Annotated in this window: 18 protein-coding genes; 8 read left to right on the top strand and 10 right to left on the bottom strand. The window is 71.0% G+C overall.

The features are described from left to right. Window positions 1–19: 19 nt before the first annotated feature. Window positions 20–2,113 (bottom strand): transketolase, encoded by a 2,094-nt coding sequence (gene tkt, locus PX701_RS16740; RefSeq protein WP_275506938.1) that lies wholly within the window; start codon window positions 2,111–2,113, stop codon window positions 20–22. A gap of 319 nt (window positions 2,114–2,432) precedes the next feature. Here tkt and PX701_RS16745 point away from each other — a divergent pair, with 319 nt between their 5' ends. Further along, the gene (locus PX701_RS16745) at window positions 2,433–3,353 is read left to right on the top strand and encodes a heme o synthase (RefSeq protein WP_275506939.1); all 921 of its coding nucleotides are present in this window, start codon (window positions 2,433–2,435) and stop codon (window positions 3,351–3,353) included. Between the two features lie 524 nt (window positions 3,354–3,877). Here the strand turns inward: PX701_RS16745 and PX701_RS16750 are convergent. Continuing rightward, entirely contained in the window at window positions 3,878–4,774 is an 897-nt protein-coding gene (locus PX701_RS16750; protein WP_275506940.1) for a COX15/CtaA family protein, read from the bottom strand. A gap of 252 nt (window positions 4,775–5,026) precedes the next feature. Here PX701_RS16750 and sufB point away from each other — a divergent pair, with 252 nt between their 5' ends. Genes sufB through PX701_RS16775 form a run of 5 tightly spaced genes read left to right on the top strand, consistent with a single transcriptional unit; the run spans window position 5,027 to window position 9,138 of the window. Next, window positions 5,027–6,445 (top strand): Fe-S cluster assembly protein SufB, encoded by a 1,419-nt coding sequence (sufB, locus tag PX701_RS16755; RefSeq protein ID WP_231430947.1) that lies wholly within the window; start codon window positions 5,027–5,029, stop codon window positions 6,443–6,445. A gap of 15 nt (window positions 6,446–6,460) precedes the next feature. Continuing rightward, the gene (gene sufD / locus PX701_RS16760; protein WP_275506941.1) at window positions 6,461–7,630 is read left to right on the top strand and encodes a Fe-S cluster assembly protein SufD; all 1,170 of its coding nucleotides are present in this window, start codon (window positions 6,461–6,463) and stop codon (window positions 7,628–7,630) included. Window position 7,631: 1 nt separating this feature from the next. Beyond that, window positions 7,632–7,958 (top strand): non-heme iron oxygenase ferredoxin subunit, encoded by a 327-nt coding sequence (locus PX701_RS16765; RefSeq protein WP_231430949.1) that lies wholly within the window; start codon window positions 7,632–7,634, stop codon window positions 7,956–7,958. 50 nt (window positions 7,959–8,008) lie between these two features. After that, on the top strand, window positions 8,009–8,788 hold the full coding sequence (gene sufC, locus PX701_RS16770) for a Fe-S cluster assembly ATPase SufC (RefSeq protein WP_231430950.1): 780 nt from the start codon (window positions 8,009–8,011) through the stop codon (window positions 8,786–8,788). Between the two features lie 20 nt (window positions 8,789–8,808). Further along, window positions 8,809–9,138 (top strand): metal-sulfur cluster assembly factor, encoded by a 330-nt coding sequence (locus tag PX701_RS16775; RefSeq protein WP_231430951.1) that lies wholly within the window; start codon window positions 8,809–8,811, stop codon window positions 9,136–9,138. A gap of 66 nt (window positions 9,139–9,204) precedes the next feature. On the opposite strand, the gene PX701_RS16780 is transcribed toward PX701_RS16775, so the two are convergent. Next, on the bottom strand, window positions 9,205–11,265 hold the full coding sequence (locus PX701_RS16780) for a M3 family metallopeptidase (protein WP_275506942.1): 2,061 nt from the start codon (window positions 11,263–11,265) through the stop codon (window positions 9,205–9,207). Window positions 11,266–11,368: 103 nt separating this feature from the next. Here PX701_RS16780 and PX701_RS16785 point away from each other — a divergent pair, with 103 nt between their 5' ends. After that, window positions 11,369–11,809, top strand: a complete 441-nt coding sequence (locus tag PX701_RS16785) for a YdeI/OmpD-associated family protein (RefSeq protein ID WP_231430953.1) — start codon at window positions 11,369–11,371, stop codon at window positions 11,807–11,809. 9 nt (window positions 11,810–11,818) lie between these two features. Next, window positions 11,819–12,640: a methyltransferase domain-containing protein gene (locus PX701_RS16790; protein ID WP_231430954.1), complete on the top strand. Its 822-nt coding sequence runs from the start codon at window positions 11,819–11,821 to the stop codon at window positions 12,638–12,640. 24 nt (window positions 12,641–12,664) lie between these two features. On the opposite strand, the gene PX701_RS16795 is transcribed toward PX701_RS16790, so the two are convergent. The 7 genes from PX701_RS16795 to PX701_RS16825 form a co-directional block, all read right to left on the bottom strand. After that, complete coding sequence (locus PX701_RS16795) at window positions 12,665–12,889, bottom strand: hypothetical protein (RefSeq protein WP_231430955.1); 225 nt, start codon at window positions 12,887–12,889, stop codon at window positions 12,665–12,667. Beyond that, window positions 12,889–13,335, bottom strand: a complete 447-nt coding sequence (locus tag PX701_RS16800; RefSeq protein WP_231430956.1) for a GNAT family N-acetyltransferase — start codon at window positions 13,333–13,335, stop codon at window positions 12,889–12,891. Before PX701_RS16800 ends, PX701_RS16795 begins: the two co-directional genes overlap by 1 nt. 8 nt (window positions 13,336–13,343) lie before the next feature. Then, window positions 13,344–15,926, bottom strand: coding sequence for a valine--tRNA ligase (valS, locus tag PX701_RS16805; protein WP_275506943.1), 2,583 nt, complete (start codon window positions 15,924–15,926; stop codon window positions 13,344–13,346). Window positions 15,927–16,045: 119 nt separating this feature from the next. Next, window positions 16,046–17,818 carry a nickel ABC transporter ATP-binding protein NikE gene (nikE, locus tag PX701_RS16810; protein WP_275506944.1) on the bottom strand — a complete coding sequence of 591 codons (1,773 nt, stop codon included), beginning with the start codon at window positions 17,816–17,818 and terminating at the stop codon, window positions 16,046–16,048. After that, window positions 17,815–18,681, bottom strand: coding sequence for an ABC transporter permease (locus tag PX701_RS16815; protein WP_231430959.1), 867 nt, complete (start codon window positions 18,679–18,681; stop codon window positions 17,815–17,817). Before PX701_RS16815 ends, nikE begins: the two co-directional genes overlap by 4 nt. Then, window positions 18,678–19,676: an ABC transporter permease gene (locus PX701_RS16820; RefSeq protein WP_275506945.1), complete on the bottom strand. Its 999-nt coding sequence runs from the start codon at window positions 19,674–19,676 to the stop codon at window positions 18,678–18,680. The genes PX701_RS16815 and PX701_RS16820 overlap by 4 nt, the downstream gene beginning before the upstream one ends. 4 nt (window positions 19,677–19,680) lie before the next feature. Beyond that, window positions 19,681–21,339: an ABC transporter substrate-binding protein gene (locus tag PX701_RS16825; protein ID WP_275506946.1), complete on the bottom strand. Its 1,659-nt coding sequence runs from the start codon at window positions 21,337–21,339 to the stop codon at window positions 19,681–19,683. Window positions 21,340–21,397: the final 58 nt, after the last annotated feature.

Below are 21,397 nucleotides of genomic sequence, written 5' to 3' on the forward strand. Positions count from 1 at the left end.
TCTCCTCTTCTGGCTCGCGTCAGGCCGACGCGAGCGATTCCTTCGCGGCGGCGACGACGGCCTCGGCCGTGATGCCGAACTCGCGGAACAGGGTCTTGTAGTCGGCGGACGCGCCGAAGTGCTCGATCGACACCGACCGGCCGCGGTCGCCGACGTACCGGTGCCAGGTGAGCGCGATGCCGGCCTCGACCGACACCCGTGCCGTCACCGACGCAGGCAGCACCGACTCGCGGTACGCGGCATCCTGCTCGTCGAACCACTCGAGGCTGGGGGCGGAGACGACGCGGGCGCCGATGCCCTCAGCGGCCAGCGTCTCGCGGGCGGCGAGTGCGAGCTGCACCTCGGAGCCCGTCGCGATGATGATCACGTCGGGTTCGCCCGACGCGGCGTCGGCCAGCACGTAGGCGCCCTTCGCGGTGTTCGCGGCGCTCGCGAGCACGTCGCCGGATGCCTCGCCGTCGCCCCGCTCGAACACCGGGATGTTCTGGCGGGTGAGGGCGATGCCGGCCGGTCCGCCGCGTCGCTTCAGGATCTCGAGCCACGCGTGGGCGACCTCGTTGGCGTCGGCGGGACGCACGACGTCGAGGCCCGGGATCGCGCGGAGCGTCGCGAGCTGCTCGATCGGCTGATGGGTCGGTCCGTCCTCGCCGAGGGCGACCGAGTCGTGGGTCCAGACGAAGATCGAGGGGACCTGCATGAGCGCGGCGAGCCGGACCGACGGCCGCATGTAGTCGCTGAAGATGAGGAACGTGCCGCCGAACGCACGGGTCGGGCCGTGCAGCACGATGCCGTTCACGATCGCGGCCATCGCGTGCTCGCGGATTCCGAAGTGCAGCACGCGGCCGTAGGGGTTGCCCGCCCACTCGTGCGTCGAGTGCTCCGTCGGCACGAACGAGCCGCCGCCGTTGATGGTCGTGAGGTTCGACTCGGCGAGGTCGGCCGAACCGCCCCAGAGCTCGGGCAGCTCCGCGGCGAGGGCGTTGATGACCTTGCCGGAAGCGGCACGCGTCGACACCTCGGTGCCGCCTTCGAAGACGGGCAGCGCGTCGGCGATGCCCTCGGGAAGCTCGCCCGCCTCGAGGCGATCGAGCAGCGCCTTGCGCTCGGGATTCGCCGCGGCCCACGCGTCGAACGTCTGCTGCCACTCGGCGTGCGCGGCAGCACCGCGCTCGCGCGCGGCGCGGGTGTGTGCGATCACATCCTCGGCGACGACGAAGCTCTCCTCGGGGTCGAAGCCGAGCACCTCCTTCGTCGCCGCGAGCTCGGCGCCGCCGAGGGCGGAACCGTGGATCTTGCCGGAGTTCTGCTTGCCGGGCGAGGGCCAGCCGATGATCGTCTTCAGAATGATGATCGAGGGCTTCGCCTGCTCGGCCTTCGCGGCATCGATCGCGCGGTGGAGCTCGTGGACGTCTTCGACGTACTCGCCGGTCTTCTTCCAGTCGACCGTCTGCACGTGCCAGCCGTACGACTCGTAGCGCTTCGCGACGTCCTCGGTGAAGGCGATGTTGGTGTCGTCCTCGATGGAGATCTGGTTCGAGTCGTAGATGACGACGAGGTTGCCGAGCTGCTGGTGGCCGGCGAGGCTCGACGCCTCCGAGGTGACGCCCTCCTGCAGGTCGCCGTCGCCCGCGATCACGTAGACGAAGTGGTCGAAGGGGCTCTCGCCGGCCGGGGCGTCGGGGTCGAAGAGGCCGCGCTCGTAGCGGGCGGCGTACGCGAAGCCGACGGCGGAGGCGAGGCCCTGGCCGAGCGGGCCGGTCGTGATCTCGACGCCGGCGGTGTGGCCGTACTCGGGGTGGCCGGGGGTCTTCGAGCCCCAGGTGCGGAGCGCCTTCAGGTCGTCGAGCTCGAGGCCGTCGCCGGCGAAGTAGAGCTGCACGTACTGGGTGAGCGACGAATGCCCCGCCGAGAGGATGAACCGGTCTCGGCCCAGCCAGGCGTGGTCGGCCGGGTCGCGGCGCATGACCTTCTGGAAGAGGAGGTAGGCGGCGGGGGCCAGGCTCATCGCGGTGCCGGGGTGGCCGTTGCCGACCTTCTCGACGGCGTCAGCCGCGAGCACCCGGGCGGTGTCCACCGCGCGATCGTCGATGGATTCCCAGTGCAGAGTTGCCACGAGGTGCAGTTCCTTCCGTTCGTGACGGCGACGGGGAACTCGTCCCCGACCCGCCGAGGACGTTGCGGCGCGGTACCGCCGGGCGCGTGAACCGGTTGGGATGCCTTGGGGGGAATCGTGGATCACGGCGCCAAGCGCGCATTCCTCAGTATATGGACTTCGTGACGCGCGATGACGGGGTATGACTCACACCGCGCAGTGTCTCGTGTGAGGGTTGCGGTGGCGCCGAACCGGGCCCGGCCGGCCGGATGGCCTAGAATCGTCGGGAGGCGGCGCGGCGCCCGGCACGAGCCTGCGCGCGCGCCTCGGAAGAGGAACGATGCAGGCAGCCGTAGACACCCGTGAAGCCCGACCGGCGATGACCGTTCGGCGCAAGCTCGCCGCCTATCTCGCGCTCACGAAGCCGCGCGTCATCGAGCTGCTGCTCGTCGTCACGGCGCCGACCATGATCCTCGCGCAGCAGGGGCTGCCGAGCCTGTGGCTGATGCTCGCGACCCTCATCGGCGGTGCCATGAGCGCCGGTTCCGCAGGGGCGTTCAACTGCTACATCGATCGCGACATCGACCGGGTCATGAAGCGCACCCAGGGGCGCCCGCTCGTCACCGGTGAACTCAGCGACCGCGAGGCGCTCGTCTTCGCGTACGCGCTGGGCGCGGCATCCATCGTCTGGCTGTGGGTCTTCACGAACTGGCTCGCCGCACTGCTCTCGCTCGCGGCGATCCTGCTCTACGTCGTCTTCTACAGCCTGATCCTCAAGCGCCGCACCGCGCAGAACATCGTCTGGGGCGGCATCGCGGGCTGCATGCCCGTGCTCATCGGCTGGGCGGCCGTCACCGGCAGCCTCGACTGGGCACCGTTCATCCTGTTCCTGATCATCTTCCTGTGGACCCCGCCGCACTACTGGCCGCTGTCGATGAAGTACAAGGACGACTACGCGGCGGCCGGTGTTCCGATGCTCGCCGTCGTGCGCGGTCGGGCGCAGGTCGGACTCCAGGTCATCCTCTACGCGTGGGCGACGGTCGCCTGCTCACTCCTGCTGATCCCCGTTGCCGACATGGGGCTGGTGTACTCGACCGTCGCGATCGTCACGGGCGTCTGGTTCATCTACGAGACGCACCGCCTGTACAACCTCGCGATCCGGCACGTCCAGGTCTCGCCGATGCGCGTGTTCCACGGCTCGATCGCGTACCTGTCGCTGCTGTTCCTCGCGGTCGGCGTCGACCCGCTGCTGCCCTTCTGAGTCGGGGTCTCACCTCCCTTCCGGGCGCAATTTGCGCCCGTCGCCTCTTCGGAGATCGCCACCGACTCGGAAGGGTGTCAGCCCGTGGCTCCGAAAGCTGGATTATCTCCGATCGGGCGGCGTCGGGCGGACTCTGGGTACTCGAGGACGACGGCGCGCACGTCGCGAAGGACGCGCACGGCGCCGTGCCGCCGCTCGCCGCACGAGTCCACTGGTCGAGACCGCTTGTGCCGCGGCATCCCGACGCGCTCCTCGACCCGATCGAGAACGTCCTTGCGCTCGTGGCTCGTTCTGCTCGGCTACCACGTCATCAGGGTGGGCTCTCACCACGTCGTCCACGACTGGCCGGGAGTGCAGGACCGCATCGCGCGGGCGGTCGCGCAGGGCCTGCACCGGCGCTGACTGCTGTCTTCGTCATGGCATCCGGATCGGGAGTGCGACAGAGATCGGGGATCGCCGTGAACGCGGAGCGATCGGGCTCCAGGTGCCCGAACCTGCGCTGATCTCCGAAATGGTGGCGCGGGTCAGGCGGATGCCGCGACCGGGGTACGCGACACCTCGGCAGCGATCGGGCGCTTCAGGTGCAGGATGACGAGGGTCATCGCGGCGGCCGAGAGGGCGGCGAGCACCATGTGCATCCCGACGGCGAGCGGCGGCAGGCCGTTGCGCGCCTGGTAGAGGCCGACCGCGATCTGCACGAGTTCGACGACGAGCAGCGCGGTCGCCCAGCGGCGGGTCGGCAGGCCGTCGCGCCATGCGGCGATGACGAGCACGAGGGTGAGTACGAACAGCAGGTAGCCGGGCCACGCGTGCACGTGCTCGAGGACCTCGGAGTCGAAGCCGGTGCGACCGGCTGCCGCGTCGCCCGAGTGGGGACCCGACCCGGTCGTGAGGACGCCGAAGACGATCGAGATCGCGAGCACCGCGCTCGTCGCATGCGTGAGTCCCGCGTACCAGGCGGGAACGGCCCGCTCACGAGGGCCTGCGGGTTCGTCGAGACGGGCGAGGAAAGCTGCGGTGACGCAGACGAGCACGAGCGAGGAGACGTAGTGGAAGCCGACGATGAACGGGTTGAGGCCTGTCCAGACGGTGATGCCGCCGACGATCGCCTGCGCGACGATGCCGATGCCGACGATCAGCGAGAGCACGAACAGGTCGCGCCGCTCGCGCCGGATGCGCCAGACGAGCAGGAACACGATGAGGGCGAGGACGCCCACGACTCCGGTCATCGTCCGATTGCCGAACTCGATCAGCGAGTGGTAGCTCAGCTCCTCGGTGGGCACGAGCGACTCCGGCGTGCACGTCGGCCAGGTCGGGCATCCGAGGCCCGAACCGGTGAGGCGCACCGCGCCGCCGGTCGCGATGATCGTCACCTGCGCGACGAAGGAGGCCCAGGCGAAGAAGCGGAGTGAACGGGGCACGCGGGTCGTTCCTGATCCGGGTCGCGCTGTGACGGGCTGGGAGTCCCAGGACCCACACGGCGGCGACCCTATAGACTTGAGTGGTTGGCGCAACTGTTGCGACGCGCGCAAGAGCGCGGCACGCAGGCACCAGCCATCTTAGGTTCGCACTGGAGCCACCCGCACATCATCACCCGCTCACCGAGTGCCTCGACTGGCGAGGGGGATGAGCCGGACTGATAGCCGGTCGCACGGGAGGAGAAGAGGGAGAGCATGACGGACGTACTGATCGACCGCCCCGAGCTCGAAGGGCTCGGCAATTACGAGTTCGGCTGGGCCGACTCCGACGCCGCGGGGGCCTCGGCCCGTCGCGGAATCTCGCCGGAGGTGGTCGCCGATATCTCGCGGTTGAAGGACGAGCCGGAGTGGATGCTCCAGCGCCGCCAGCGCGGCCTGCAGCTCTTCGAGCGCAAGCCCATGCCGACCTGGGGCGCCGACCTGTCGGAGATCGACTTCGACAACATCAAGTACTTCGTGCGCTCGACCGAGAAGCAGGCCCAGACCTGGGAGGACCTGCCCGACGACATCAAGAACACCTACGAGCGACTCGGCATCCCCGAGGCCGAGCGCCAGCGCCTCGTCGCGGGCGTCGCGGCCCAGTACGAGTCCGAGGTCGTCTACCACCAGATCAACGAAGAGCTCGAGCGCCAGGGCGTCATCTTCATGGACACCGACACGGCGCTGCGCGAGCACCCCGAGTTCTTCGAGGAGTACTTCGGCACCGTCATCCCCGCCGGCGACAACAAGTTCGCCGCGCTGAACACGGCGGTCTGGTCGGGCGGCTCGTTCGTCTACGTGCCGAAGGGCGTGCACGTCGAGATCCCGCTGCAGGCCTACTTCCGCATCAACACCGAGAACATGGGCCAGTTCGAGCGCACGCTCATCATCGCCGACGAAGGCTCGTACGTGCACTACATCGAGGGCTGCACCGCCCCGATCTACAAGAGCGACTCGCTGCACTCGGCCGTCGTCGAGATCATCGTGAAGAAGAACGCCCGCGTTCGCTACACGACGATCCAGAACTGGTCGAACAACGTCTACAACCTCGTCACGAAGCGCGCCACGGCTGCCGAGGGCGCCACCATGGAATGGGTCGACGGCAACATCGGCTCGAAGGTGACGATGAAGTACCCGTCGATCTTCCTCATGGGCGAGCACGCCAAGGGCGAGACCCTCTCGGTCGCCTTCGCCGGCCCGGGCCAGCACCAGGACGCGGGCGCGAAGATGATCCACATGGCGCCGTACACGCAGTCGTCGATCGTCTCGAAGTCGATCGCACGCGGCGGCGGCCGCGCCGGCTACCGCGGCGAGGTCCGCGTCGACGCGAACGCCCACCACGCGGCCAACACCGTGCGCTGCGACGCGCTGCTCGTCGACACGATCTCGCGCAGCGACACGTACCCGGCGATCGACATCCGGGTCGACGACGTGCAGCTCGGACACGAGGCCACGGTCTCGAAGGTCTCGGAGGAGCAGCTGTTCTACCTGATGGCCCGCGGCATCCCCGAGGACGAGGCCATGGCGATGATCGTGCGCGGCTTCATCGAGCCGATCGCGCGCGAGCTGCCGATGGAATACGCGATGGAACTCAACAAGCTCATCGAGATGGGCATGGAAGGATCGGTCGGCTAAGCGATGACCACCGCAATGCAGAGCACCGCTATGCCCACCGCAGAGCAGCACGGGCTCGTCGCGCACTCCGACGGCGCGTTCGTCCCGGTCCAGACCCGTTCCGAGCGCTTCCGCTCCGTGAACGTCGAGGACTTCGAGCCGGTCAACGGCCGCGAGCACGAGTGGAAGCTGTCGCCCGTCGCGGCGTTCGCCGACCTGACCTCGGGTGCGCTCGACGGCTCTCGTCCCGACGTCGAGGCCGATGAGGTCGACGGCGTCGCCGTCTCGTGGATCGCCCGCGACGACGCCCGCATCGGCACGGCCGGCACGCCGGAGGAGCGCGCGAGCGCCAACGCCTGGTCGAGCTTCGACGAGGCGCTCCTCATCTCCGTGACCGGTGAGGACGACAAGGTCGCGACCGTCAGCCGCTCGGGTCTCGGCGCCACGCCTCGCGCGGCCCACACGATCATCGAGATCGCGCCGAACAGCCGCGGCCTCGTCGTCCTCCGAGGCACCGGCGACGCCCGCCTGTCCGAGAACCTCGAGATCCTCGTGGGCGAGGGCGCTCAGCTCACCGTCGTCTCGCTGCAGGAGTGGAGCGACGACTCGGTGCACCTCGCGAGCCAGTTCGCGAAGGTCGGCCGCGACGCCTTCCTCAAGCACATCGTCGTCTCCCTCGGGGGCAAGGTCGTGCGGGTGAACCCCTCGACCCACCTCGCCGAGCAGGGCGCCGACGTCGAGGCGCTCGGCCTCTACTTCGCCGACGCCGGACAGCACCTCGAGCAGCAGGTCTACGTGCACCACGACGCGCCGCACACCAAGAGCCGCGTGACCTACAAGGGTGCCCTGCAGGGCGAGGGCGCGCGCACCGTCTGGATCGGCGACGTGCTCATCGGCCAGAAGGCGACCGGCACCGACAGCTACGAGCAGAACCGCAACCTCGTGCTCACCGAGGGCACGCGCGCCGACTCGGTGCCGAACCTCGAGATCGAGACCGGCGACATCGAGGGCGCCGGCCACGCGTCGGCGACCGGCCGGTTCGACGACGAGCAGCTCTTCTACCTGATGGCCCGCGGCATCCGCGAAGACGAGGCGCGTCGCCTCGTCGTGCGCGGCTTCCTCACCGAGGTCGTGCAGAAGATCGGCTCGCCCGAGCTCGAATCGCGGCTCACCGCCGCCATCGAAGCCGAACTGCAGGGGAACTGACGTGGCATCCGTTCGTGTCTGCGCCGTCGACGAGCTCGTCGAGAACCAGGCGTCGCGATTCGTTCTGGACGGCGTGCCGATCGCGGTCGTGAAGGACTCCGCGGGCGATGTCTTCGCGATCGGCGACACGTGCACCCACGGCGACATCTCGCTCGCCGAGGGCTTCGTCGAGGACGACACGCTCGAATGCTGGGCCCACGGCTCGAAGTTCTCGCTGAAGACCGGCAAGCCCCTCACCCTCCCGGCCTACGAGCCGGTTCCCGTCTACCGGGTCGAGATCGAGGGCGGCGACGTCCACATCGACCCCTCGGTCACGCTGACCGTCTGACCCACGCTGCTCCGGCCGCGGCCGGCTACCGAAAGAGAATTCCCAAGAACATGTCTGTGCTCGAGATCAAGAACCTGCACGTCAACGTCGAGACCGACCAGGGTACCCGCGAGATCCTCCGCGGCGTCGACCTCGTCATCAACGAGGGCGAGATCCACGCCATCATGGGCCCGAACGGATCGGGCAAGTCGACGCTCGCCTACACCATCGCCGGCCACCCCAAGTACACGGTCGTCGAGGGCGAGATCCTCCTCGACGGCGAGAACGTCCTCGAGATGTCGGTCGACGAGCGTGCTCGCGCGGGTCTCTTCCTCGCGATGCAGTACCCGGTCGAGATTCCCGGCGTCACCGTCACGAACTTCCTCCGCACGGCGAAGACGGCGATCGACGGCGAGGCGCCGAGCGTCCGCACGTGGGTGAAGGACGTCCGCGAGTCGATGTCGAACCTGAAGATGGACTCGGCCTTCGCCGAGCGCAACGTCAACGAGGGCTTCTCGGGCGGCGAGAAGAAGCGCAACGAGATCCTCCAGCTCGAGCTGCTGAAGCCGCGGTTCGCGGTCCTCGACGAGACCGACTCGGGCCTCGACGTCGATGCGCTCAAGATCGTCTCGGAGGGCGTCAACCGCGCCAAGGCGAACACGGGCCTCGGCATCCTGCTCATCACGCACTACACGCGCATCCTCCGCTACATCAAGCCCGACTTCGTGCACGTGTTCGTCGCCGGTCGCATCGCCGAGCAGGGTGGCCCCGAGCTCGCCGACCGCCTCGAGGACGAGGGCTACGACCGCTACCAGGTCGCCGAGCCGGCGTCCGCGGCCGCCGCCGAATAGTCCACGGGTAGAATCGCACCATGGTCACCTCACTCGCGCCCGAGCGCTACGACGAGGTCTCCGAGGCCCTGAAAGACGTCATGGACCCGGAGCTCGGGGTCAACATCGTCGACCTCGGCCTCATCTACGACCTGGGCTGGGACGACGAGAACGACGCGCTCGTCATCCACATGACGCTCACGAGCGCCGGCTGCCCGCTGACCGACGTCATCGAGGAGCAGACGGCCGAGGCCCTCGACGGGGTCGTCGAGGCGTTCCGCATCAACTGGGTGTGGATGCCGCCGTGGGGCCCCGAACGCATCACCGACGACGGCCGCGACATGATGCGGGCGCTCGGCTTCGCGATCTGACCCGGTCGCCCGAACCACGAGCACGGATGCCTCGTGCAGCAGTCGCTGCACGAGGCATCCGTCGTTTCAGGTCAGGCCGCGGCGAGCGAGCAGCGCGTCGATCCGCGGCTCGCGGCCGAGGAAGGCGCGCACGGACTCGCGCGGATCGCGCGAGCCGCCCGGGCCGAGGATCTCCGCCCGGAACCGGCCGCCGTTCTCGCGCGTCGCGCCGCCGTGCTCCTCGAACCAGGCCATGATGTCGGCGCCCGGCACCTCGCTCCAGACGTACGAGTAGTAGCCCGCGTCGTAGCCGCCCGCGAAGACGTGGGCGAAGTAGCCGCTCGAGTACCGCGGCGGCAGCAGCGGGTCGGCGAGCCCGGCGGCGTCGAGCGCCGCGCGCTCGAATTCCGCGACGTCGGCGGGCGCCAGTGCCGCGGCGGTCCCTGCGTCGAGCCGGTGCCAGGCCTGGTCGAGGATCGCAGCCGCGAGGTACTCGGTCGTCGAGAATCCCTCGCCGAACGTGCGCGACGCGAGGAGGCGCTCGACGAACTCGGGGGCGAGCCGTTCTCCCGTCTCGTGGTGCACCGCGTAGTTCCCGAGGACCTCGGGCCGCAGCATCCAGAGCTCGTTCACCTGGCTCGGCAGCTCGACGAAGTCGCGGAAGACGTTCGTGCCCGCGGCGCTCGGGAACCGCACGCGCGCGAGCAGCCCGTGCAGGGCGTGGCCGAACTCGTGGAAGAGCGTCTCGGCCTCGTCGAAGGTGAGGAGCGTCGGGTCGCCGTCGGCGGGCTTCTGCACGTTGAGGTGGTTGACGACGACGGGCAGGTCGCCCGTGAGCTCCGACTGCTCGACGAGGGAGCTCATCCAGGCGCCGCCGCGCTTCGAGGAGCGCGCGTAGAGGTCGAGCACGTACAGCCCGACGGCGGCGCCGTCCGCCTCGCTCACCTCGAACACCCGCGCGTCGGGGTGGTGGCCGACGAGGTCGGGCCGTTCGGCGAACCGGAGCCCGTAGAGCAGGGTCGCCGCGTGGAACACGCCGTCTCGGAGCACCCGGTCGGCCTCCAGGTACGGGCGCATCGCCGCGAGGTCGACGTCGTGGCGTTCGGCCCGTTCGCGCTGGGCGAGGTAGATCCAGTCGGATGCCTCGAACGGGCGCAGTCCGTCCCGCTCGGCCCGTCCGGCGAGGGCGGTCGCCTCTCGCTGCGCGTTCGCGATGGCGGTCGGCGCGAGCCTCCCGAACAGTTCGGCGACGGCCTCGGCCGTCCCGGCGGTCTCGTCGGCGGTGACCGCGCTCGCGTGGTCGGCGAAGCCCAGCAGCTTCGCCCGCTCGGCGCGGAGCGCGACGAGCGCGAGCAGGATCTGGCGGGTGTCGTGGTCGCCGCCCGAGGTGCCGCGACCCCGCGACGCGGCGAACAGCCGGTCGCGCGACGCTGGGGAGTCGAGCTCGGCGAGTGCGGGCTGTTGCGTCGACAGGACGAGGGGGAGGAGCCAGCCGTCGAGCCCGCGTGCCGCCGCCGCCGCACGAGCCGTCGCGCGGCGCCGGTCGTCGAGCCCCGCAAGGTCGTGTTCATCGGTGAGATGGAGCGCCCGCTCGTTGGTGTCGGCGAGGAGCGTCTGCTGGAAGGCGGTCGTGAGTCCGGCGATGCGTTCGTTGAGGCGTTCGAGCGCGGCGCGCCCGTCGGGGTCGAGGCGGGCGCCGGCGAGCACGGCCACGCGATGCCGGCGGCGCAGCAGGTATGACTCGTCGTCGGCGAGCTCCAACCCGCCGGCGTCGAGTCGCGCGACGAGCGCGTCGATTCGCGCGAACAGGCGGGGTTCGAGAAGCAGCGCGTCGCGGTGCGCGGCGAGCCTCGGCGCGAGTTCGGCCTCGATCGCGTCGACGGCCTCGTCGGCGTCGGCCGAGCTGCGGTTCTCGAAGACCGGGAGCACCCGGCGGAGCGTCGCGCCGGAGCGCTCGAGGGCGACGATCGTGTTCTCGAACGTCGGCAGGTCGGCGTCGCCGGCGATGCGGTCGAGCTCTTCGCGCTGCTCGCCCATGCCGAGTTCGAGCGCCTCCCGGAAGTCGGCGGGGGTGATGAGCTCGAACAGGGGCAACCGGTACGGGAGCGGACTCGGGTCGAGCAGCGGGTTGCGATGGGCGTCGTCCATCCGTCAACACTACGGGCGCGGCCGATCGGGGCGGCGGCGCGTGGATCCGTGTCGCCCGCCGCCGGGCTTCTCATCCGCGCGTCGCGCGCGCCATGATCGATCCATGACCGTTCGCATCAGCACCGTGCTCGTCCCGTTCGGCCCGGCGACCGCCCTCGAGCTGACCGATGCCCAGGTCGACGCGCTCGGCGGCGGAAAGCGCGCCGCGGTCGTCGTCGGCATCGCCGGCCGCACCGCGCGGGTGCGCCTGGCCGTGATGGACGGCCGCAACGTCATCGGGCTGTCGAAGGCGGTGCGCGCCGAGCTCGGCGTCGACATCGGTGATGCGGTCGAGGCGACCGTCGACCTCGACACCGCCGAGCGCGCGGTCGACGTGCCGGCCGACCTCGCGGCAGCCCTCGACGCCGAGCCGCCCGCGAGGAGGGCCTTCGAGGCGCTGTCGTACTCGCGGCGGAAGGAGCTCGCACGCGGCGTCGCCGAGGCGAAGCGCCCCGAGACGCGCGAGCGCCGGATCGCGGCCGCCGTCGAAACGCTGCGCGCGTAGGCTCGGGTCATGGAGAGCGAATCGCCGTCGACCCGCGACGCGTACACCCACGGCCATCACGCGAGCGTCCTGCGCATCCACGCGTGGCGCACCGTCGAGAACTCGGCGGCGTACCTCGCCCCGCATCTCGATGCCGGCGCCCGCATCCTCGACGTCGGCTGCGGCCCGGGCACGATCACCGTCGACCTCGCACGCCGCGTGCGCCCGGGAAGGGTCGTCGGCATCGACGCGTCTGAAGACGTCGTGGCGCAGGCCGCCGGCCTCGCAGCGAGCGAGGGGGTCGGCAACGTCGAGTTCCGCACGGGTGATGCCTACGCGCTCGACGTCGACGACGACGCCTTCGACGTCGTGCACGCCCACCAGGTGCTGCAGCATCTCGCCCGGCCCGTCGACGCGCTGCGCGAGTTCCGGCGCGTGCTCAGGCCCGGGGGACTGCTCGCCGTACGCGACGTCGACTACGGCGGGATCATCTGGAGCCCGGCCTCGGCGGGCCTCGATCGCTGGCTCGCGCTGTACCACGACGTGCACGACTGGAACGGCGGCGACGCTCACGCCGGCCGCCACCTCAAGCGGTGGGCGCGCGAGGCGGGATTCGCCGACGTGACCGCGTCGGGCTCCGTCTGGGTGTTCGCGAGCGACCTCGAGCGCGAGTGGTGGGGCGGTTCGTGGGCCGAGCGGGCGACCGAGTCGAGCTTCGCCGCACACGCGATCGAGTCGGGACACTCCAACCCCGACGAGCTCCGGCGGGTCGCGCAGGCGTGGCGCGACTGGGCGGCCGATCGTGACGGGTGGCTGCTCATGCCGCACGGCGAGGTGCTCGCCCGGGCCTGAGCGGGTACCGCCGGTCGAGGAGCGCTACCAGTCCTCGTCGGCGTCGAGCGCGTCGGCGATGACCTCGCGAACGACGGTGCCGTCGTCGAGCTCGGCGATCGGGCGTCCCTCGAGCCAGGTGAGGGTCCAGTGGCGACCAGCGGGATCGCCCTCGAACGCGGCCTCGGCTGCGGCGATGCGCGGACGGAGGTCGCCCGGCACCGAGGCTGGAGGCTCGTCGCCGAACGCCCACCTCGTGCCGAGTCGCATCAGGCCTCCATCTCGTAGGTCACCCAGCTCGTGCGCTTCGCGAGGCGGTCGTAGAGCTGCTGCGCGGTCTCGTTGTCGGCGGCCGTGATCCACGCCACGCCCCCGTGGCCGACCTCGGCGGCGCGAGCGTGCACGAACTCGATGAGCGCACGGCCGGTGCCCGTGCCGCGCTGCGACTCGGCCACGTAGAGGTCGTCGAGGTACATGCCGTAGGTGGCGCTCAGCGACTCGGGGACCTGGCGGAAGTGCGCGAGCCCGACGGGCGTGCCCTCCTCGTCGACGGCGAGCGCGGCCTGCAGCGGATTGTGCTCGTCGCGCAGCCAGTTCCAGACGATGAGCGCCTTCTGGTCGTCGAGCTCGGTCTCGTAGAACGTGCAGTACGCCTCGAAGAGCGGCAGCCAGCCGAAGAAGTCGTCGTCTCCGGCCATCCGGATCTCGTTGGTCATGGTTCCCCCTATTCGGACGGCGCCTCGAAGACGACGTCGCGGACGTCGAACTCGTCGGCCTCGGTGAAGGCGAGCTCGGCGATGCGCCCGACCGCGCGCAGGTCGGATGCCACGTGCTCGAGCAGCGCGGTCGTCGCGGCGGGCGCGGCGATCGTCGCGTGGGCGACGGGCGTCTTCTGCGAGGCCTTGACGTCGGTCTTCGCGCGCCGGATACCGGTGAGCGCGAGGCTCGCGAGCTCGAGCAGCTCGCCGCTCGCCTCGCCGCGGGCCGAGAGCTCGTCGGCGGTCGGCCAGGCGGCCCGGTGCACCGAGCCGTCGTGCGACCAGCTCCACGCCTCCTCGGTGGCGAACGGGATGACCGGGGCGAAGAGCCGCAGCAGCACGCCGAGCGCCGTCTTCAGCGCGGCGACGGCCGAGGCCTGCTCGGGGCTGGGCTCGCCGTACGCGCGCTCCTTGACGAGCTCGAGGTAGTCGTCGCAGAAGGTCCAGAAGAAGGTCTCCGCGACCTCGAGCGCACGAGCGTGGTCGTACGACTCGAGCGCGCGGGTGGCGCGGTCCACGACCGTGGCGAGCTCGGCGAGCATGCTGCGGTCGACGGGCACCGTCACCGGGGCGTCCGCCGAGCCCTCGAAGCCGAGGATGAACTTCGCGGCGTTGAGGACCTTGATCGCGAGCCGGCGCCCGATCTTCACCTGGGTCGGGTTCTGCGGGTCGAACGCGGCGTCGGTGCCGAGTCGGCTCGACGCGGCCCAGTAGCGCACGGCGTCGGAGCCGTGCTGCTCGAGCAGTCCGGCGGGCGTCACGACGTTGCCCTTCGACTTCGACATCTTCTTGCGGTCGGGATCGACGATGAAGCCCGAGATCGCCGCGTTCGCCCACGGCGCGACCCCGTGTTCGAGCTCGGCGCGCAGCGTCGTCGAGAAGAGCCAGGTGCGGATGATGTCCTGGCCCTGCGGGCGCAGCGAGTAGGGGAAGACGAGGCTCCAGAGCTCGGGATCGCGCTCCCAGCCGCCCGCGAGCTGCGGGGTGAGCGACGAGGTCGCCCACGTGTCCATCACGTCGTGCTCGCCGATGAAGCCGCCGGGCGCTCCGCGCTGCGCCTCGTCGTAGCCGGGCGCGGGTGCGGACGACGGGTCGACGGGCAGCATGTCCTGGGTGGCGACGATCGGTTCGTCGAACACGGGGTCGCCCTGCGCGTCGAGCGGGTACCAGACGGGGATGGGCACGCCGAAGAAGCGCTGGCGCGAAACGAGCCAGTCGCCCGAGAGGCCGCCGACCCAGTTGTCGTAGCGCACGCGCATGAAGTCGGGGTGCCAGTCCATCTCGCGGCCGTGCGCGAGGAGTCGCTCGCGCAGCGCCTCGTCGCGCGCGCCGTTCTTGATGTACCACTGGCGCGTCGACACGATCTCGAGCGGCTTGTCGCCCTTCTCGAAGAACTTCACCGGATGGGTGATCGACTTCGGGTCGGCGAGCAGGTCGCCCGAGTCGCGCAACTGCTGCACGACCGCCTGCTTCGCGCTGAACGTGGTCTTGCCGGCGAGCTCGGCGTACGCCGAGCGCCCCGCCTCGGAGGTGATCGCCTCGGGCGCCTCGGCGATGACCCGGCCGTCGAATCCGATGATCGCGCGGTTGGGCAGGTCGAGCTCGCGCCACCAGACGACGTCGGTCACGTCGCCGAAGGTGCAGATCATGGCGATGCCGGTGCCCTTGTCCTTCTGGGCGAGGTGGTGCGCGACGACCGGCACCTCGACGCCGAACACCGGCGTCGTCACCGTCGTGCCGAAGAGGGGCTGGTAGCGCTCGTCGTCGGGATGTGCCACGAGCGCGACGCACGCGGGGATGAGCTCGGGCCGGCTCGTCTCGATCTCGACGATGCCGCCGTCGGGGCGGTGGAACGACACCCGGTGGTAGTGCCCAGGCTGCTCGCGGTCTTCGAGCTCGGCCTGGGCGACGGCGGTGCGGAAGGTCACGTCCCACAGCGTCGGCGCGAGCGCCTGGTAGGCCTCGCCGCGCTCGACGTTGCGGACGAACGCGAGCTGCGAGGTGAACAGCGCCTCGTCGGCGATGGTGCGGTACGTCTGGGTCCAGTCGACCGAGAGGCCGAGCATGCGCCAGAGCGCCTCGAACTGCTGCTCGTCCTCGACGGTCAGTCGCTCGCAGAGCTCGATGAAGTTGCGGCGCGAGATCGGCACCTGGTCGGCGGCCTTCGTCGACTTGCCGTCGCCGCCCTCGAACGGCGGCACGAAGCCCTCGACGTAGGGGAGAGTCGGGTCGCAGCGCACGCCGTAGTAGTTCTGCACGCGGCGCTCGGTCGGCAGGCCGTTGTCGTCCCACCCCATCGGGTAGAACACGTGCTTGCCGCGCATGCGCTGGAAGCGGGCGACGACGTCCGTGTGGGTGTACGAGAAGACGTGGCCGATGTGCAGCGAACCCGAGGCCGTCGGCGGGGGAGTGTCGATCGAGTAGATGCACTCGCGCGTGGCCGATCCGCGGTCGAACCGGTAGGTGCCCTCACGCTCCCACGCGCCTCCCCAGACCGATTCGAGGCCTTCGAGAGCGGGCTTGTCGGGGATGCGCGAGGTGTCGGTCATGATGCTCCGGTTCGATATCTGCGGCACCGAGTCCGTGATGAGGTGCCTGAATGTGACGCTCAAGCCTAGCGGAGCGCACCGGGGAACGCCCCGTGAGGCGGGGTTGCGGCGCGGCGCGGTCAGTGCGCGAGGCGCGGTGCGTCGGCCAGCAGCCGCGCGGTGTAGGGATGCTCGGGCGCGACGAGCACCCGGTCGGCCGGCCCCTGTTCGACGATGGTGCCGGCCCGCATCACGGCGACGCGGTCGGCCATGTGGCCGACGACGCCGAGGTCGTGCGAGATGAAGAGCATCGCGAGCCCCTGTTCGCGTTGGAGCTCGTCGAGCAGGTCGAGGATCTGCGCCTGGATGGTCACGTCGAGTGCGGAGACCGGCTCGTCGCAGACGAGCAGATCGGGGCGAGCCGCGATCGCGCGAGCGATCGCCACGCGCTGCCGCTGGCCGCCCGAGAGCGTGAGCGGCTCGCGATGGGCGACACCGGAGGTGAGGCCGACCCGGTCGAGGAGCTCGGCGATGCGTCGGGCTCGGCCGGTGCGGACGGCGGTGCGGTCGGCGGTCGGGGATGCCGCGACCCCGTGCTGATCGGCATCGGAAGGCGCTTCCGCGTCGGCGTCGGCGTCGGCGAGGATGCGGCCGACGGTCCATCGAGGGTCGAACGAGCTCAGCGCGTCCTGGTAGATCGCCCCGACCCGCCGTCGCCGTGGTCGTCGTGCGCGCTCGTCGAGGGCCGACCACGGTTCGCCGTCGAAGGTGATCGTGCCGGTGTCGGGCGAAGTCAGCGCGAGCACCAGGCGCGCCAGCGTGGTCTTGCCCGATCCGGACTCGCCCACGAGCCCGACCGTCTCGCCCCGTGAGACGACGAGCGACACGTCGTCGACGGCGGCGAACCGCACTCGGCCGGGAAGGGTGAACGACTTGCCCACGCGATCGACGACGAGGAGCGGTGCGGCGCTCAGCGCCGCACCGCGGTGGTCGTCGCTCGGGGCGGCACCGACGACCGACGATCCGCGTGCCGGCTCGGTCGGACCGGTCGGCACGGCCGAGGTTCTCGGCTCGGTCGGATCGGATGCGGGCTTCGGGCCCGGTCCGCTGAGCGCGACACCGCGCGGCACGTCGGCGGGCACGGCGGCGATGAGCTGCCGCGTGTACGGGTCGCTCGGCGCACCGAGCACCGCGGCCGTCGCGCCCTGCTCGAGCACGCGCCCCTCGCGCATGACGAGCACGCGATCGGCGAGCCGCGACACCACCGCCAGGTCGTGGCTGATGAGCAGCAGCCCGGTGCCGCGATCGCGGATCGCAGCCAGCAGGTCGAGCACGCGCGCCTGCACCGTCGCGTCGAGCGCCGTCGTCGGCTCGTCGGCGATGAGCAGCGGTGGGTCGAGCGCCAGGGCCGAGGCGATGAGCGCGCGCTGGCGGAGTCCGCCCGAGAGCTCACCGGAGCGCCGGCGGGCGGCCGTGGCCGGGTCGGGCATGCCGACGGCGTCGAGGACCTCGCCCGCCCGGGCGCGGCGTTCGGCACGAGGCATCCGGTCGTGGATGCGCAGGGCGTCCTCGACCTCGCGGCCGACGGGGCGCAGCGGGTCGAGCGCGACGAGCGCATCCTGCAGCACGAGGCCCGCGGTGCGGCCGCGCACCGTGCGCCAGTCGTGTTCGGTCGCTCCGCGCAGGTCGCGGCCGTCGATGCGCAGGACGTCGGCGCGGACGCGGGCGCCGTCGCCGGCCATGCCGAGCAGGCTCCTGGCGGTGACCGACTTTCCCGAACCGGACTCGCCGACGAGGGCGACGCACTCGCCCGGCGCGATCGAGAGGCCGACGCCGTCGACGACGCGGGCGTCGCCGAAGTCGACCGAGAGGCCGTCGAGCTCGAGCACGGGACGGCGCGTCGTCGTGTTCATCGGACGCCCCGTTCCCGCCTGGCGAGCGCGCGGCCCAGCACCGTCGTCGCGATCGTCGTGCCGACGATCATGAGGCCGGGGAACACGGTCATCCACCACGCGGTGGCGAGGTAGGTGCGGCCGGCCGAGAGCATCGCGCCCCATTCGGCGGCCGGCGGTTCGGCGCCGAGTCCGAGGTAGCTGAGCGCCGCGGCCCAGACGATCGCCTGCCCGATGCCGAGCGTCGCGAGGACGACGAGCGGCAGGAGGGCGTTGGGCAGGATGTGCGCACCGAGGATGCGGGGCCTGGTGCGTCCGAGCACCGTGGCCGCCTCGACGTACGGCGCGGAGCGGATCGAGATCAGCTGACCGCGGATGATGCGTGCGTACCCGGGCGCCGTCGACAGGCCGACGGCGATCGTGGCGGTGACGGGCCCCGGCCCGGCGACGACGATGACGAGGAGCGCGAGGAGCAGGCCGGGGAACGCGAACAGCACCTCGACGAGCCGACCGACCCCGAAGTCGACGGCACGGCCGCCGAAGCTCGCCGCGACGCCCAGCACGAGCCCCAGCGCGAGCCCGATCGCAGTTGCGGCGACGCCGATCGCGAGCGAGGTCGCCGTACCCGCGATCACGCGGCTGTAGAGGTCGCGTCCAGATTCGTCGGTTCCGAACCAGTGCGCTGCCGACGGCGGCTGGAACGCGTCGGCCGGCGCGATCGCGTTCGGATCGTACGTCTCGAGCAGCCACGGGAAGCACGTGGCCACCAGCAGGAAGGCGACGAACGCCCCCGCGATGATCGTGCCGACTCGCGGGCGCCCGGTGGGCCTGGCCTCGGCCGCAGCAGCATCGACGGTCGCCTGCTGGAGTTCGAGATCGCTCATCGCGCCTCCCCGGCGAGGCGCGGATCCGCGACGCGCATCGCGAGATCCGTCACGACGGTCATGACGACGTAGACGAGCGCGACGAGCAGTACGACGCCGGTCACGACCGGGATGTCGCGGAGCGTCACCGCCTGCAGGAGGGTTCGGCCGAGCCCGGGCATCGCGAAGATCGTCTCCACGACGACGGCGCCCGAGAGCAGCCATCCGAGCGCCCAGCCCGACAGGCTGATGCCGGGCAGTGCGGCGTGGCGCAGCGTGTGCCGGAACCGCACGCCGAGCGCGCTCTCGCCGCGGGCGCGGGCCGAGACGACGAACGGCTGCCGCATCGCGTCGAGGAGGCTCTCGCGCATGACCTGGGCGAGGAAGCCGGCGAGGGGCACGGCGAGGGTCACGACCGGGAGGATCAAGCCGACCGGCGTGCCGGTCGCGACGGGGGGCAGCCAGCCGAGTCCGGAGCTGAAGACCGCGATGAGCACGGCGGCGAGGAAGAAGTGCGGCAAGGCCGCGGCGAAGAGCTCGATGCCCTGTCCGACGGCCGTGGCGATGCGCCCCCGGCCGGTCGACCAGAGCGACAGCGCCAGCGCGAGCACCCACGCGAGCGCGAGCGAGCAGACGGCGAGCAGCATCGTGCCGCCGACCTGGGCACCGAGAAGCTCGGCGACCGGCACCTTGAGCGCGTACGAGGTTCCGAGGTCGCCGGTGACGAGGCGGCCCAGCATCGCGAGGTACTGCGCCAGGAGCGGCTGGTCGAGCCCGTAGTCGAGGCGCACCTGGTCGAGGGCCTCCTGCGAGGCCTGCGAACCGGGCCCGCCGAGGATCGCCTGCGCCGGATCGCCCGGGATCAGGCGGATGGCGAAGAAGGTGAGGGTCGCGACCGCCCACATGACGAACACCGCCCCGCCGACGAGCAGCGCGACGTGGCGCACGGCCGGTCCGCTGCCGCGGGCGGCCCGGCGGCCGGTCGACGACGGGGATGACCCGCCGTCGACCGGCATCGTGTCAGTCGGCGATCCAGGCGTCATAGAAGGTGGGCGTCGACACGGTCGGCAGTGCACGCGCTCCGTGCACCGAGTTCGCCACGAGGAAGCTGTTCTGCTGGTCGTAGAGCGGCAGCAGGTAGTGCCCGCCGAGGATGAGCGCCTGGGCCCGTTCGTACAGGTCGGCCCGCTCGGCGGCGTCGCTCGTGGACGCGGCGTCCGTCAGCAGGGCATCGATCTCGGGGTCGTTCACCTGCGCGAGGTTCGCGAAGTAGCCGCTCGGCGCCGGCGTGATGCTGTCGGAGTGGTACAGGATGCGCAGCACGTCGGGGCCGACCTTCGTGTACGGCGCGCTCACGATCTCGTACTCGTGGGCGAAGAGCGCCCCGTACCAGCTCGACAGGTCGAGCAGGGAGATCTGCACGTCGAACCCGGCCTCCTTCGCCGTCGCCTGCACCTGCTCGAAGAGCGACTGCTCCGCGGGCACGGACTGGTTCGTGCTCACGGGGAACCGGACCACGAGGCGCTCGCCGTCCTTCACGCGGGTGCCGTCGTCGTCGCGCTCGGCCCAGCCGGCCTCGTCGAGCAGCGCGTTCGCGCGGTCGAGGTCGGTCTCGAACAGGTCGGGGTCGGAATAGGCGAGCGCCTCCGCCGAGGAGAGCGGCGAGTACGACCGCTCGGCGGTGCCGAAGTAGAGCGAGTCGATGCCGTCGTTGACGTCGACGGCGGCGATGAACGCCTCGCGGACCCGCTCGTCGTCGAAGGGCGCCTGGCCGGAATTGAGCTCGATGCGGTTCGATGCGCCGGGGCGGGGCGCATCGATCCATGTCGGGTCGCCCGACTTCTCCGCAGCCGCCGCCGTGTCGGGCTGCGGGTTGTCGATGACGTCGACCTGGCCGGCCTGCAGCGCGGCGTAGCGCGAGGCGGCGTCGGGGATGAACCGCCAGTCGATCGCCTCGAGGTACGCGGCCCCCTCGTGCTGGGCGTCGGCGGGAGGCGAGACGTAGTCGTCGTTGCGCACGAGCGAGACGCGCTCCTGCTTCTCCCAGCCGTCGACCACGAACGGGCCGGTGCCGATGGGCGCTTGGCAGTTCTCCTCCATGCCGCGGGCGAGGCCGGCCGGCGACTCGATCGCGAGCCAGGGCTGCGAGAGCGATTCGAGCAGGGCGCTGTCGGGCGCCGTCAGCACGAATCGGGCGACCTCGGGGGAGACGACCTCGACCCGGTCGACCTTGCCGAGCGCGAGGTAGCCGGTCGACGACTGGGTCGCCGGGTCCTTCAGGTGCTCGACGTTCGCCTTCACGGCTTCGGCGTCGAACGGCGTGCCGTCGGTGAACTCCACGTCGTCGCGGAGCGTGAACTCCCAGGTCAGCCCGTCGTCGGAGGCCTGCCACGACTCGGCGAGCCAGGGGATGATCTCGCCCGACTCGTCGAGCGAGACGAGCGACTCGAGGAACTGGGTCGCCACGAGGGCCTGCGGGTAGTTGCCGCCGACGTGCGGGTCGAGGCACGTCGGTTCGGCGTCGCCGGAGGCGTACCGCAGCGTGCCGCCGGCGACCGGCTCGTCGGAGGCGTCGGGTTCGGCCGCCTGGCAGCCGGCGAGCGCGACGGCGCCGACGAGTGCCGCGACGGCCAGGCCGAATGTGCGGGGGCGGCGGAGCGGGTGGAGTGCAGCGTGCATCGAGTCCTCGAAGGGGAGATGGGATGTGAGCGGGACGACGCCGGCCCTGGGCCATCCT

The organism is Agromyces chromiiresistens, assembly GCF_029167465.1.
Lineage (GTDB): Bacteria > Actinomycetota > Actinomycetes > Actinomycetales > Microbacteriaceae > Agromyces > Agromyces chromiiresistens.